Raw genomic sequence first — 13058 nt, 5'->3', positions numbered from 1 at the left:
AGTCGACTTTCTGGTGGGTAACCGGTGAAGTTCTTCTGGCTCGCGTTTCTCTGACTGATGTTTCGTAGTATGACTCGGTGTTGTATGACAGGAAACAGTTTTGATATGACGAACTTGTTTCCGACCGATCAACCCGGCGTGACAAAGTTGGCGGTCCGGGCGCGAAGGTGGTGTTCGCCCAGCGTCTTGCGCGGTACGGGACGGTCTGCGAATTAACACCGCCGCAATCGGCAATGTGGTTTCCTCTCAATACCCACAGTTTCATGAATGCGTTCAGTTTGAGTCGCATTGACCCGGGAGGACCACATGACCACCACAGATTCCGACAAAGTTGCCCCATTCCGGGTCACCTCCCAGTTCTGGGAAGGCCTGCCGCAGATGCCGATCAGTGAGTATCCGGGAACCGAAGGATTCATCGACGACGTCTATGCCAACCCGGAAGGGTCGGAGATGTCGGCCGGCTACTTCGAACTCAAGAACACTGACGCGCCGCTCGACTACTACTACGCGTACGACGAGATGAAGGTCGTGCTCGAAGGGACGTTTCGGCTCGAGAATCTTGAGACCGGTCAGGTGGACCACGCCGGACCGAAGGACGCGATCTTCTTTCCGAAGGGTTCGCGGATCAGGTTCACCACCCCCGACCGGGCGTTGGCGTTCTTCGTCGGCCATCGCTCGTTCGCGCCGTAGCGATGGCGGTGTCGATGGCCTCGACCAGCGTGCCGCGCTGGTCGGCGCAGACCCTCTCGGGCATCGAGTTCGACGTGCATGCCACGCATCACCTGATCTTTGCCGCCGGACCAGACGCGTTGGCCCACATCGACGACCATGCCGCGGTGTTGCCGGAGTGCGCGGCGATCGTTGATGTGGCTGGATCATCGAATCGCGATGCGCTGATGGCCGATGAACTTGCCGCGGCTCGGGTCGGTTGGCGATTTGTGGTCGTCGGTTCCGGGGCAGCGGTGATGCGACTCCGTGCGCTCATTGTGGCGGCAGGCGCGATCGACGCCGAGATTGTCATCGTCCATCTCGGTGAGGCGGACGGATTTGCCGCTGTTGAACGCGACGTCTTCTGTTCCCATTGCCACACCGTCACCCCGACGATGTCTCGCATCGACGAAACGATGGTCTGCTCCGGCTGCGGTGTCGAGTTGGTTGTCTATCACCACTTCTCGCGTCGGCGCGCGGCCTATCTGGGCTTCCGCCCGGATTCCGAAGAACTCACGGGAAGGGAGAACACAGGATGACCATGTCGGCGGCCACACCTCCCGATGTCGGTGTCGGTGACCTGCTCGTGGAGGTCACCCGGGTGCGTATGCTGTGCGACGGCATCTGCGAATTCACGTTTGCCGCGGCGAATGGCGATGCGCTGCCGTCATTTTCGCCAGGCGCCCATATCGGTGTGCAATGGCAACCCGGTACCCGTAACTCGTACTCCCTGACCGGCCGTTCGATCGATCCCGTTGAATATTCGATCTGCGTGCGCCGCGATGATTCCGGCCGCGGCGGCTCGGTGTGGCTGCATGGTCTCGGGATCGGAGACCAGGTCGTCATCTCCTTGCCCCGCAGTGCTTTTGCACCGATCGCGACAGCGCGCCACCACCTGCTGATCGCCGGCGGCATCGGTGTGACGCCGATTCTGTCCCACGTCCGGGCGGCCGCGGCGTGGAACCGCTCGTTCGAGGTGATCTATACCCACCGGCCCGGATTCGGGGCGCTGGCCGACGAGATGCGGACGCTGTCCGGTGATCGGCTGACTGTCGTCGACACCGCGGATGCCTTCTGGGAGCACCTGAGGCCGCGATTGTCCGACTCGCCACTGGGGACCCACGTCTACACCTGCGGGCCACGCCCGTTGATCGACAGTGTTGCGGGCGCCGCGCTCTCCGCCGGTTGGCCGGCCGCCCGAGTTCACTCAGAGCAGTTCGTGGTCGACGTCGCTGCCGGTGGCGAACCCTTTGCCGCACGTCTGGGCCGTACCGGCGTCCTGGTCCCGGTCGGATCTGAGGTATCGCTGCTCGAGGCGCTGTTGGAACGTGGTGTGGCGGTGCCCAATCTGTGTCGCCAAGGGGTGTGTGGTGAGTGCCGGTTGCCGGTGCGCTCCGGCCCGATCGATCACCGGGACTCGTATCTGACCGACGACGAGCGCGCCGCAGGCGAGGCGATGATGCCGTGTGTTTCGCGTGCGCTCGGTGACCACCTGGAGCTGGACCTCTGATGACGACCACCGGAACATTCACCATCGGCGATGTCGAGAACTATCCGTTTCCATTCCCTCGGGACCAATACCGGTACGGCGTCAATGTCGAACCGGCGGGCGGGCGCAAGGACACCGCGGCAGGCGGTTGGGGTGAGATCCTGGTCGTCATCGACAGGCACTATCGCCGTGAACTCGACGAGCGGGTGCGCATACTTGCCGCGGATCCCTCGCGCGCGCAATGTCTACCGCATATGGTTCCCGCGGCCTGGGACGCGATGCTGACCGTCATGCACGAGCTTGCCGACAGCTACCCCGAGCACATGACGCTCGAACGGCTGCGGGGAAACGAGCATCCGACGTACCGCTGGCGCAACGGACTTCTCGACATCGACGACACCTTCGTCTTCGGTGACCTGAGCAGTCTGCCCGCACCGCCGCTGACGTATATCTTCGGCCAGGTCCAGGAAGACGTGGTGTTGCTCGACCAACGCGAAGAGCAGATGTGGGGCGACGCCGGTGTTGTGACGTTTGCTGCAGACTGGTCCTTCGGGTTCGACGTGGGGATGAGTTTCCTGCAGATCCATGGTCCGGTGCCGCGTCTGCATTCTGAGAAGACCGCCACGCGCGCCCACGAGTTCATCAAACGACTGCAACCGGGGCAGAGCTATCGCCGGACCAACTGGACGCTCACCGTGGACGGCAAGCTCGACACATCCACCGAGACCTATCCCGAATGGGGCAGGGATCGAAGAACTTTGGCGGACGGTCCCCTCGAAGAGGTGGGGGAGCGTTTGTTCTTGCGAACCGAGGTGCAGCATCTGATCCGACTGCCGCAGAGCAATGCGGTCATGTTCCTGATCCGGACGTATCTCCTGCCGTTCACGGCGATTGCGACGATTCCCGAGTGGGCTGATCGCCTCTACCGGGTACTCGAAGACCTGCCGCTGGACATGGCCGACTACAAGGGCGTATCCCGCACCCGCGGTGCGGGATTGCGGTGGCTCAGTGTGTATGGCGGCGTGGTTCCGTGACATTCACGATCAAGAAAGTGCTGTGTTGCAACAGCTTCCAAGACAGCTGGCAAGATTTTGCGTTACACGACTGCAACAGCTGGTCGCAGGGACGCAACACAACAGTGGTCCACTGAACGGCAGTTGGTCCACCAGCGGTAGACATCGTTCCCTCCGGCGCTTGGCGTCGAGGATGAAACTTTTGAGGTGAAAACATATGGATGAAGCGATCGCGGCCGCCGACACCGCGTGGGTGCTGGCAGCCTTCGCAGCCGTCAGCCTGATGGTGCCCGGTCTGGCAATGTTCTACGGCGGCATGGTCAGTGCCAAGAACACGCTGAACATGGCGATGATGACCTTCGGTGCATTCGCCGTGGTCGGCATCCTGTGGGTGCTGTTCGGATACTCGTCGGTACTGGGCAACTCGCTCGGTGACGCCGGGATCCTGGGTGATCCGTTCGAGGCATTCGGTCTGCAGTCGCTGCTGGCGGAGCCAGCCTCACCCGGGCTCCCGCCTGCTCTCGTCGCCGCGTTCCAGTTGCTGTTCGCAGCCATCACCGTTGCCCTGATCTCCGGTGCGGTGGCCGACCGGATGAAGTTCGGCGCCTGGATGGTGTTCGCCGGAATCTGGGCCGTCCTGGTCTATTTCCCGGTGGCTCACTGGGTGTTCGCCTTCGATTCGGACGACGGATCCGTCATCGGCGGCTGGATCGCCAACGATCTGATGGCGGTCGACTTCGCCGGTGGTACCGCGGTACATGTCAACGCCGGCGTCGCTGCGCTCGCACTGGTCCTGGTACTCGGCAAACGCAAAGTGTTCCCGGCGGCTCCACGCCCGCACAGCCTGCCACTGACCATGCTCGGTGCCGGCATCCTGTTCTTCGGGTGGTTCGGGTTCAACGGTGGTTCGGCGCTTGCGGCCGGTAACAGTGCATCGGTTGTCGTCCTGAACACTGTCGCCGCCGCCGCTGCCGGCATCTGCGCGTGGTTGGCCGTCGAGAAAGTGCGTGAAGGTCGCGCGACCTCGCTGGGCGCCAGCTCGGGTCTGATCGCGGCGCTGGTCGGTATCACCCCGGCCTGTGGCGCAGTATCGCCGATGGGTGCACTCCTCGTGGGCGCGGTCGCCGGTGCGGCCTGCTGCCTGGCGGTGTCGATCAAATACCGCCTCGGATATGACGATTCGCTGGACGTTGTCGGAATCCACATGGTGGGCGGCATCCTCGGCACCGTCATGATCGGCCTGATCGCCGACCCCGATGCTCCCAACGGTGTCAGCGGTTTGTTCTATGGCGGCGGTGTCGACCTGCTGTGGCGTCAGACGGTCGCAGTGCTCGCGGTGGTTGTGTACTGCTTCGTGGTCACCTGGCTCATCGCCAAGGCGCTGGACAAGACCATGGGTCTGCGTGTCCACGAGGACTCCGAAGACGAAGGTCTGGACGTCTCTGTGCACGGCGAGTCGGCATACGTGATGGAGCACGCGCCGATGGGCGGAGCGCCGGCGAAAGAAGCCGATGCGGTGGTTGCCGCGGAGGCGATGACCGGAGCCGCGGCGGAGGAGAAGGCTCCTACGGCAACCTGACGACCGTTGCTCAAACCCCCTTTCGGCGACAGTCGGAAGGGGGTTTGTTCGTGGGAGAGACACGCGCAAAAGGTTTCATTTCAGGAAACGCCGTCGGCTAGGATGGGTTCCCATGGCAGGTCAAAGTGCACATGTCGTCCGCGACACCGGCGATCCGGCTCCAGTGCAGCGTGAGGTTGCCGCGGACGCACCCACCGGTAACGACCTGGAAGCGGCCATCGCCGCCCAGGTGCGAACCCTTCGGAAGGCCACCGGTCTGTCCGTGGGTGACATGGCCGACCGGGTCGGTATCTCCAAAGCGATGCTCTCGAAGATCGAGAACGCTCAAACATCCTGCAGTTTATCGACTTTGGCGCGTCTGGCTGCGGGCCTGGATGTCCCGGTGACCTCACTGTTCCGGGGTGCAGACACCAAGCGGGAAGCCGTGTTCGTCGAATCCGGCCACGGCGCGGTCATCGTCGGGCGTGGGACCAGGGTGGGACATCACTACGAACTGCTCGGTGCACTCCGAGGCCAGCACAAACGTCTCGAGCCGGTGCTGGTGACCCTGACGGATGCCAGCGAGGTGTTTCCTCGCTTTCAACATGCCGGGACCGAACTGCTCTACATGCTCGAAGGTGTCATGGTCTACGGACATGGCGATGCCGAATACACCTTGCGGCCGGGGGATTCGCTGCTGCTGGACGGCGAGGGGATCCACGGGCCAAATGATTTGGTGCGTTTGCCGATCCGATTCCTCGCGGTGACGGCTTATCCCGACAACCACGAAGACTGACGGTGGACGACGTTCGAGGGGATCGCCGGAGTTCGGTCGCGGCGAAGCTGAAATCGGCGCCGGAAGCGGTCGTGGTCCGCGTCCGGCGGATGCCCGGTGGTTCTCTGATATTGCAGTTGGTCTCCGATCTCGCTCGCAGCGAAATCGCGGATCGGTCGATGACCCTTGCGGGCCAGGCATTCACATCGATCCTCCCGGTGATGATCGTGCTGTCGACCCTGCGCGGCAGCGGAAGCATTGACCACGCACTCGGCGGTTACGGGCTCTCGGCCGCAGACCTGGCCTTGACGTCGGGTGACACGGGTGAATCCGCGGTGACGTTCGGTGTCATCGGCGCGCTCATGACGGTGATCAGTGCGACGTCCTTCTCGCGTGCCCTCGATCGGATGTATGCCCGGGTGTGGGGTACTCCGAAGCTGACCTTCAGCAAGTGGTGGCGGTGGGTCGTTGTCGTCCTTGCGATCACCTTGGGGGTGGCGGTCCAGGGCCTCATCTCGAATCTTGGTGATATCGGCTGGATCTTCGGCTTGATCGGTCTGGGTCTGGAAATCTTTGCCGACCTCGCATTTTGGACGCTGCTCTGGTTCTGGGTCTGTCGCATGCTCACCGAGGGTCGGGTGAACATCCGGTGCAGCCTTCTGACCGGCATGATCTCCGCGATCGGATTGACGGCGCTGTCTTTCGGCTCCCAGGTCGCACTCGGGCCGATCCTGGACAGCGCGACGGGACAATTCGGCATCCTGGGTGTCATCTTCACCATCATCAGCTGGTTGTTCGTGTTCTCGGCGATCCTGGTCGCCGCGGCGGTCATCGTCCACGCCCTGGCATCGGATTCGGGACGGATCGGACACTTTTTGCGGACTCCAGAGGTGATCGATGCGCAGGTCGGGGATCGTTCGGCTGCCTGAGGCACGTATCGGACCAGGTCACAGCGTCCAGCAAACTCACAGGTTGGGTGCAGCTTCCAGTCATGTGCAGTGGGTCTACTGGATCAGAAGAATTTGATCTGGCTCGGTTTTTGCAAGGGAGAAGTGATGGGTAAGCGCCGGTTTTTCGGACAAGGACCAGAGAGTGAGGTCCATGAGCACGACTTGGGCCTGGCACACGACATGCAGAAGATGCTGTCGCGGCGAGGTGCGCTGGCACTCTTCGGCGCGGCCGGGGCGGCAACGCTGGTGGCCTGCGGAACCTCATCGTCGGATTCGAAAACCTCTACTGCGGCGGGTTCGTCGTCGGCCGGTGGAACATCGACCACCGGGGTGGCGAATGCGATCGGCGAGTGTGTTGACGCGGCGCCGCAGGAGACTGCCGGACCGTACCCGGGTGACGGATCGAACGGGCCCAACGTCCTGATCGAGTCGGGCATCGTGCGCGAGGACATCACGACCAGCTTCGGCAGCATGTCGGGCACGGCCGAGGGTGTGCCGGTCACGATCACCATCGCATTGCAGGACCTGACCAAGGACTGCAACCCGGGAGAAGGCATGGCCGTCTACATCTGGCACTGCGACCGGGATGGCGAGTACTCGCTGTACGGATCCAAGGTTGCCGATCAGAACTACCTGCGCGGTGTGCAGGTGGCCGGTGCCGACGGAACGGTGTCGTTCACGTCGATCTATCCCGCGTGTTATTCGGGACGCTGGCCGCACATCCATTTCGAGGTTTACGACTCCCTCGAAGTGGCTGTTGCCGGTAGTGATGCCCGGTTGACCTCGCAGATCGCGCTTCCGGAAGACGTGAGCAAGACGGTCTACGCTACCGCCGGATACGAGAAGAGCGTCACCAATCTCGCGGCGATCAGCCTGGACAAGGACAACGTCTTCGGTGACGGCTGGGATGCCGAGCTGGCGTCCGCAGAAGGCAGCGTCGCGGACGGCTACAAGATCTCGATCACCGTCGGTGTCGCCGAGAAGTCGGCGAATTCGCAGGCGGCGCCTCCCGGAGGCGGTGGAGGCCCAGGCGGTCAAGGTGGCCCCGGCGGACCGGGCGGAACGCCCCCAGAGGGGATGACACCACCGGACGGCATGACACCACCGGACGGCATGACACCGCCCGACGGCATGACACGGCCTGAAGGTATGCCGGATATGCCGGCTGCGGGCAGCACCGAGGCCACCAGCACGTAGGGCGCGTCTGCCCGAGCAAGAGCACCCCGATACGCCGAAGGGCGTTCGGGTGCTCTCACCTTTTCGAGGCTCTCATGGGCTGCCACGATGGAACCTTGCCAGTGACTTGGTGACGTCGGTTGCGACGACCGCGTGTCCGGCCATCGTGAGATGAATGAGGTCCGCGCTCAGCCAATTTTGCCGGGTCCTGGCCGGATGGTCCCAAAACTCGGTGAGGATCGCATCGTGGTGTGCGGCCACTCGGCGCACGATGTCGGCGAAAGCCATGAAGTTGGGGCGCAGTACGCGTAGGCGACCGGTGAAGGCGTCGGCCAGGGTGAACATCGACAGCCTGGCCCCGCCTGCGGTCGCGGCGGTGCAAAGATTGTCGAGGTCGCGTTCCACTGCGAGCAGGTCGGCGTCGCGAAGGAACAGATCGTTGCCGCCGCCGGAAACGTGCACCAGATCCGGTTGGAAGTCGAGGGCGGGGCGCACCTGTTCGGCATGGACCTGACCGATGGTGGCGCCGATCTTCCCGGTGTTGAGATAGGCGAGATCTGGATGTACCGACCTCATGGTCGCCGCCACCCTGTCGGCCCACGGCACATCGGCGTACCCGGGCCACGGATCACCGGTGCCCGCGGCGATCGAATCGCCGATGACCGCGAACCGGCGCCACGGCGTTCCTGCCAGCATCTCGTGGGCTGCATCGGGGGTCAGCAACATCGGATCGTCCACCTCCGCGTGGTTGTCGATGTCGCGAATGTCATTGTGGCTCATCGGGTCTCTCCTGATGGTTGGGCGGGAATCGTCGACGCGCAGGCCGCGGCCGCCAGAGCGATTCCGGCGCACACGGCGAACATGGTGTGGAAGGTGGACAGCTGGCCGCCTGGGTTGGCAGCGAAGACGGCGGCGAGGATCGCGATCCCCAGCGCTCCGCCGGTTTGTCGCGCGGTCAGGTTCATGCCGATGCCCGTCGCAAACTGCTGTGGCGGAACCGAGCTCACGGCCGCGGTCCCGAGCACCGTGAGGATCAGCCCGATACCGCCGCCCCCGAGGATCCCGGCGGGTACCCATGCCTGCCAGAAGGCGGGCTCAATGCCCCATACGTCGGTGGACATATACAGGGCGGATGCCGCGAACATGAGCGCACCCGTAACACCCAGCGCGCGTTGTCGATTCACGGGTGCCCGGCCGGCCGTCACTGCGGTGACCATGGAGGCGACCGCCCCGATGGTCATCGCCCCAGCCGATTCCAACACCGAGTATTGCCAGACCGCGTCGAGCCACAGGGGGCCGGCCAGTAGCCACGCGAACATCGTGGCACCGAACGTGAACGAGGTCATGTTGGTCAGCGCATAGCGGCGGCTGCGCCACAACTGGACGGCGATGGCGGGGCTCCGGTGGCGGCGCGACCGCAAGAGCGCCACTATCAGTAGCGCCGCTCCGATTCCGCCGCACAGCAGCGTTTGCCACGAATCCCATTCCCACCGCCCGCCTTCGGTGACTGCCGCGACGACGGCGGCAATACCCAACGCCGTTGCGGCCGTACCGATCCAGTCCGGCAGCCCGTGTTCACGCCCGGGCATGTCGGCGGCGATGACGGACAGGCCGAGCCCGATGAGGATCGCGGCGATCGGGACGTTGACGATGAAAACCGAACGCCACCCGAACCATTCGACGAGGGTGCCGCCGATCGCGGGTCCGACCGCCGCGGCAAACCCGCCGGAGGCGGTCCATGCCGCGATCGCGACTGCTATCCGCTGCGGCGCGGTGACACTGAGCACCAGTCCGAGCCCGGCCGGGATCATCAACGATGCGGTCGCGCCCTGCACGAACCGGCAGGCGATGAGCCACTCGGCGGTGGGGGCGAGTGCGCACAGCAGCGAGGTGAGCGCAAAACCGGCCAATGCGTACAGGAATACGCGACGTCGGCCAAGGACGTCGGCGAACCGGCCCGCCGGGGTGAGCAACGCCGCGAATGCGACCGCATAGCCGCTGACCACCCAGGTGAGGGTGGTCGTTGGCGTGGCGGTGAGGTCGCGGGCGATGGCGGGAAAGGCGATGTTGACGACCGACAGGTCGAGGAATGCGACGAAGGCGGCGCCACAGGCGACAAGCAGCGACAGCCGGGTTGATCGGGTTGCGGATCTGGAGGGTGGCGGGACGGTGCCCGGCTCGGAAACCTCGGTCATGGGATTCCCTCTCGGAGTATTGGAGGACGGGGATCTGGAAAGAAACAATACGGACGATCGTGCGTATTTATAAAAAGTACGACCGATCGTTCGACTTTGCAAGCCCCAGATGTGACCATGGAGGGGTGGCTGAGCTCATGCAAACTTCCGACCAGCGGCTGATCAAAGGCGCGCGGGCCCGTGCGACGATCGCGCGTCACGCCGCCGACGTGGCCTCTGTCGAAGGCCTTACGGGGCTGAGCCTCGGCAAGCTGGCCGGCGATCTGGGGCTGAGTAAAAGTGGTGTCGCCACCCTGTTCGGCAGCAAGGAGAATCTGCAGGTCGCCGCGGTGCAGGCGGCTCGTGAGGTGTTTATCGAGCACGTCGTGAAACCGGCGTTCGTAGAGCCGGGCGGGATGCCGCGGCTGCGGAGGCTCGTCGACAACTGGTTCGACTATGTCGGTGCGCCGGTCCTGCCGGGTGGTTGTTTCCGTGTCGCCGCCACCGTGGAATTCGACAGCCGAACCGGTCCGGTCCGCGACGCCATCGATGCCGACCGCCTCGATTGGTTCGCTTTGCTGGAAAAGGAGATTCGACGCGCCCAGGCCCAAGGCCATCTCGCCGGGCGCGACGCGCACGCTGTGGCCTTTCAGTTGGACGCCATCGTGGCCGCCGCCAACGTCGGGGCCCGCATGGGTGACGAGACGGCGATACCGACCGCGCGATCGATCACCGAAGGCCTGCTCGCGCCGACTGTGTAGCGCGAGAACCGTGGAACGCCCCAACCGGTAACGGTGCTCTACCGTCGCCTTTGCGGTAAACAGTGCGGTACGGTCAACTCGACACGCCGGGCGATGGTCTGATCGTCAAGCTCTTTCCGTGATCTGGCGCGCCGATTTTCCCGAATAGTGATCTTGACCTCAATTGATCAGGCATGCTATTCAAGTGCTCAGCACTGCAAGGCGAGTGCTCAGCAATTCGCGGAGGACGGACCACGGCCCAGGGGGTTCGGAGTCTTCCGCGAACGTGAATGGCACCGGCCAGTCATGCTCTACGAGGGAGGCGTATTTCGTGAGTGACTTCGATTCGATCGACTATTTTACGGACCAGTCGATAATTCCTGACCCGAATCCGTACTTGGACCATCTGCGGTCGAAGTGTCCGGTGCTGGTCGAACCCCATCACGGCGTGGTGGCGGTGACCGGTCACGACGAGGCGCTCGCCGTGTTCCGTGACACCGAGAACTTCTCGTCGTGCATCGCGGTCGGCGGACCTTTCCCGGACCTGCCGTTCACCCCCGAGGGCGACGACATCAGCGATCTCATCGCAGCGCATCGCCCCGAGATGATCATGCACGAGCACATGGTCACGATGGACAATCCGGAGCACAAGCTGTCCCGTGGTTTGCTGAACCGCTTGTTCACACCGCGCCGCATCAAGGAAAACGAAGAGTTCATGTGGCGGCTTGCCGACACCCAGCTCGACGAGTTCGTCAAGTCCGGCAGTACCGAGATCTTGAAGGACTATGCAAAACCCTTCGCGCTGTTGGTCATTGCTGATCTCCTCGGTGTGCCGGAGGAGGATCACGATGAGTTCCGTAACCGGCTGGGTTCGCCGCGTCCGGGTGCTGTGGTCGGAGCGCTCGACAAGGATGTGCTCGAGCAGAATCCGCTGGAATGGCTGGACTCGAAGTTCAGCAAATACATCGAGGATCGGCGGAACGAGCCCCGCGGCGACGTGCTGACCGCGCTCGCCGAGGCCAAGTATCCGGACGGATCGACCCCCGAGGTCATCGACGTGGTGCGGTCGGCGACGTTCGTGTTCGCGGCCGGCCAGGAGACCACCGTCAAGTTGCTCAGTGCCGGACTCCGGTTCCTCGCCGAAGACCCCGAGTTGCAGCAGCGCATCAGGGATGACCGTGAGCTCATCCCGAATTTCATCGAAGAAACCCTCCGGTTGGAAGGCCCGGTCAAGTCGACGTTCCGACTGGCCAAGAAGACCACCAAGGTAGGCGAACTGGACGTCAAGGCCGGTACCACCGTGATGCTCTGTGTCGGTGCGATCAACCGTGACCCGTCACGTTTCGACGACCCACACGCGCTGGACCTCGATCGCCATAACGTCAAGGAGCAGATGGCATTTGGCCGTGGAATCCATTCCTGCCCGGGCGGCCCGCTGGCAAAGGTCGAAGGCGTGGTGTCGTTCAACAGGTTCTTCGATCGGATGGGTGACATCAGGATCAACGAGGAGAAGCACGGCCCCGTCGGCGCGCGTGTCTTCAACTACGAACCGACCTATATTCTGCGTGGTCTGACCGAGTTGTACCTCGACTTCACCCCGATCGCCTGAGCCTGCGATGACTGATCTCAAGAACGACGGCACCGTGAGCCGGGTCGCCGTCATCACCGGTGGGGCCTCGGGTATCGGGCTGTCGGTGGCGCAGCATCTGGCCGCGGCCGGACATCGCATCGCGATCTTCGACCAGAATCGCGACGAGGCCCACAAGGCGGCCGAAGATCTGAGGGCCGGTGGGGCCGAGGCGATGTCGGCGGAGGTGGACGTCACCGACCGCGCCGCGATCGACACCGCGCTCGGTCAGGTTCGGGACGCATTCGGTCCCGTTCAGATCCTGGTGACCAGTGCCGGCATCGAAGCGCAGTTGCCCTTCACCGACATCACGGCGCAGGGGTGGGAACGCATGCTCGCAGTGAATCTCACCGGGACGTTCAACGCGGCGCAGGCGGTCATACCGGATATGACCGCAGCCGGCTGGGGACGGATCGTCACGATCTCGTCGTCCAGTGCGCAGGGCGGCGCACCGCAACGGGCGCATTATGTTGCGTCGAAGGGTGGCGTGATCGCCCTGACCAAGGCACTGGCGTACGAGTATTCACCAGAGGGGATCACGGTCAACACCATTCCGCCGTCGATCATCGACACCCCGATGGCTCAGCAGGGAGTCCAGAACGGGTACATCCCGGCGATCAGCGATCTCGCAGCGATGACGCCGGTCCGGCGGGCGGGTCTGCCGGACGATGTCGGTGCGGCAGCGGCGTTCCTGTGCAGCGAGCAGGCCGGTTTCATCACCGGACAGAGCATCGGGGTCAACGGCGGCTGGTACATCTGACCGCAGTTTTTTTCCAAAGGCGGGGGGAATCCGCTCGATCATGACACATCAATATCGACGACAGCCAATACTCGATACTTGTCGCCTC

13 protein-coding genes are annotated in these 13058 nt (G+C 63.6%); 11 read left to right on the top strand and 2 right to left on the bottom strand.

Features of this window, described 5'->3' with window-relative positions; translation table 11 throughout:
* The first annotated feature begins 306 nt into the window (after window positions 1-306).
* The 8 genes from AC1TQG_RS22235 (at window position 307) to AC1TQG_RS22200 (ending at window position 7690) form a co-directional block, all read left to right on the top strand.
* On the top strand, window positions 307-690 hold the full coding sequence (locus tag AC1TQG_RS22235; RefSeq protein ID WP_482140323.1) for a cupin domain-containing protein: 384 nt from the start codon (window positions 307-309) through the stop codon (window positions 688-690).
* Between the two features lie 14 nt (window positions 691-704).
* Window positions 705-1247, top strand: a complete 543-nt coding sequence (locus AC1TQG_RS22230) for a dimethylamine monooxygenase subunit DmmA family protein (protein WP_482140321.1) — start codon at window positions 705-707, stop codon at window positions 1245-1247.
* Entirely contained in the window at window positions 1244-2218 is a 975-nt protein-coding gene (locus tag AC1TQG_RS22225; protein WP_482140319.1) for a PDR/VanB family oxidoreductase, read from the top strand. The genes AC1TQG_RS22230 and AC1TQG_RS22225 overlap by 4 nt, the downstream gene beginning before the upstream one ends.
* Entirely contained in the window at window positions 2218-3231 is a 1014-nt protein-coding gene (locus AC1TQG_RS22220) for a heme-dependent oxidative N-demethylase family protein (RefSeq protein ID WP_482140317.1), read from the top strand. Before AC1TQG_RS22225 ends, AC1TQG_RS22220 begins: the two co-directional genes overlap by 1 nt.
* A 196-nt stretch (window positions 3232-3427) precedes the next feature.
* Complete coding sequence (locus AC1TQG_RS22215; protein WP_482140315.1) at window positions 3428-4789, top strand: ammonium transporter; 1362 nt, start codon at window positions 3428-3430, stop codon at window positions 4787-4789.
* Window positions 4790-4901: 112 nt separating this feature from the next.
* Window positions 4902-5564, top strand: a complete 663-nt coding sequence (locus AC1TQG_RS22210; RefSeq protein ID WP_482140313.1) for a helix-turn-helix domain-containing protein — start codon at window positions 4902-4904, stop codon at window positions 5562-5564.
* Window positions 5565-5566: 2 nt separating this feature from the next.
* A complete protein-coding gene (locus AC1TQG_RS22205) occupies window positions 5567-6472 on the top strand; it encodes a hypothetical protein (RefSeq protein WP_482140311.1) in 906 nt (301 codons plus the stop codon).
* A gap of 126 nt (window positions 6473-6598) precedes the next feature.
* On the top strand, window positions 6599-7690 hold the full coding sequence (locus AC1TQG_RS22200) for a dioxygenase family protein (RefSeq protein WP_482140309.1): 1092 nt from the start codon (window positions 6599-6601) through the stop codon (window positions 7688-7690).
* A 72-nt stretch (window positions 7691-7762) separates the two neighbouring features.
* On the opposite strand, the gene AC1TQG_RS22195 is transcribed toward AC1TQG_RS22200, so the two are convergent.
* A complete protein-coding gene (locus tag AC1TQG_RS22195) occupies window positions 7763-8449 on the bottom strand; it encodes an SGNH/GDSL hydrolase family protein (protein WP_482140307.1) in 687 nt (228 codons plus the stop codon).
* Window positions 8446-9864 (bottom strand): MFS transporter, encoded by a 1419-nt coding sequence (locus tag AC1TQG_RS22190; RefSeq protein WP_482140305.1) that lies wholly within the window; start codon window positions 9862-9864, stop codon window positions 8446-8448. Before AC1TQG_RS22190 ends, AC1TQG_RS22195 begins: the two co-directional genes overlap by 4 nt.
* A gap of 125 nt (window positions 9865-9989) precedes the next feature.
* Here AC1TQG_RS22190 and AC1TQG_RS22185 point away from each other — a divergent pair, with 125 nt between their 5' ends.
* The 3 genes from AC1TQG_RS22185 to AC1TQG_RS22175 all read left to right on the top strand — a co-directional run bounded on the left by AC1TQG_RS22185 (window position 9990) and on the right by AC1TQG_RS22175 (window position 12970).
* Window positions 9990-10604, top strand: coding sequence for a TetR/AcrR family transcriptional regulator (locus AC1TQG_RS22185; RefSeq protein WP_482140303.1), 615 nt, complete (start codon window positions 9990-9992; stop codon window positions 10602-10604).
* 310 nt (window positions 10605-10914) lie between these two features.
* Window positions 10915-12192, top strand: a complete 1278-nt coding sequence (locus AC1TQG_RS22180) for a cytochrome P450 (protein ID WP_482140301.1) — start codon at window positions 10915-10917, stop codon at window positions 12190-12192.
* A 7-nt stretch (window positions 12193-12199) separates the two neighbouring features.
* The gene (locus AC1TQG_RS22175) at window positions 12200-12970 is read left to right on the top strand and encodes an SDR family NAD(P)-dependent oxidoreductase (RefSeq protein ID WP_482140299.1); all 771 of its coding nucleotides are present in this window, start codon (window positions 12200-12202) and stop codon (window positions 12968-12970) included.
* Window positions 12971-13058 lie beyond the last annotated feature (88 nt).

This window comes from Williamsia sp. Y844 (assembly GCF_056786475.1).
Note: the sequence above shows the minus strand (reverse complement) of the source record. Positions and strands in the feature narration are given on the sequence as shown.

What these genes read in the sequence shown, in the direction of transcription:
- AC1TQG_RS22235 (WP_482140323.1), top strand. Translation starts at nt 307, where the DNA reads ATGACCACCACAGATTCCGACAAAGTTGCCCCATTCCGGGTCACCTCC.
- AC1TQG_RS22230 (WP_482140321.1), top strand. Translation starts at nt 705, where the DNA reads ATGGCCTCGACCAGCGTGCCGCGCTGGTCGGCGCAGACCCTCTCGGGC.
- AC1TQG_RS22225 (WP_482140319.1), top strand. Translation starts at nt 1,244, where the DNA reads ATGACCATGTCGGCGGCCACACCTCCCGATGTCGGTGTCGGTGACCTG.
- AC1TQG_RS22220 (WP_482140317.1), top strand. Translation starts at nt 2,218, where the DNA reads ATGACGACCACCGGAACATTCACCATCGGCGATGTCGAGAACTATCCG.
- AC1TQG_RS22215 (WP_482140315.1), top strand. Translation starts at nt 3,428, where the DNA reads ATGGATGAAGCGATCGCGGCCGCCGACACCGCGTGGGTGCTGGCAGCC.
- AC1TQG_RS22210 (WP_482140313.1), top strand. Translation starts at nt 4,902, where the DNA reads ATGGCAGGTCAAAGTGCACATGTCGTCCGCGACACCGGCGATCCGGCT.
- AC1TQG_RS22200 (WP_482140309.1), top strand. Translation starts at nt 6,599, where the DNA reads ATGGGTAAGCGCCGGTTTTTCGGACAAGGACCAGAGAGTGAGGTCCAT.
- AC1TQG_RS22195 (WP_482140307.1), bottom strand. Translation starts at nt 8,449, where the DNA reads ATGAGCCACAATGACATTCGCGACATCGACAACCACGCGGAGGTGGAC.
- AC1TQG_RS22190 (WP_482140305.1), bottom strand. Translation starts at nt 9,864, where the DNA reads ATGACCGAGGTTTCCGAGCCGGGCACCGTCCCGCCACCCTCCAGATCC.
- AC1TQG_RS22175 (WP_482140299.1), top strand. Translation starts at nt 12,200, where the DNA reads ATGACTGATCTCAAGAACGACGGCACCGTGAGCCGGGTCGCCGTCATC.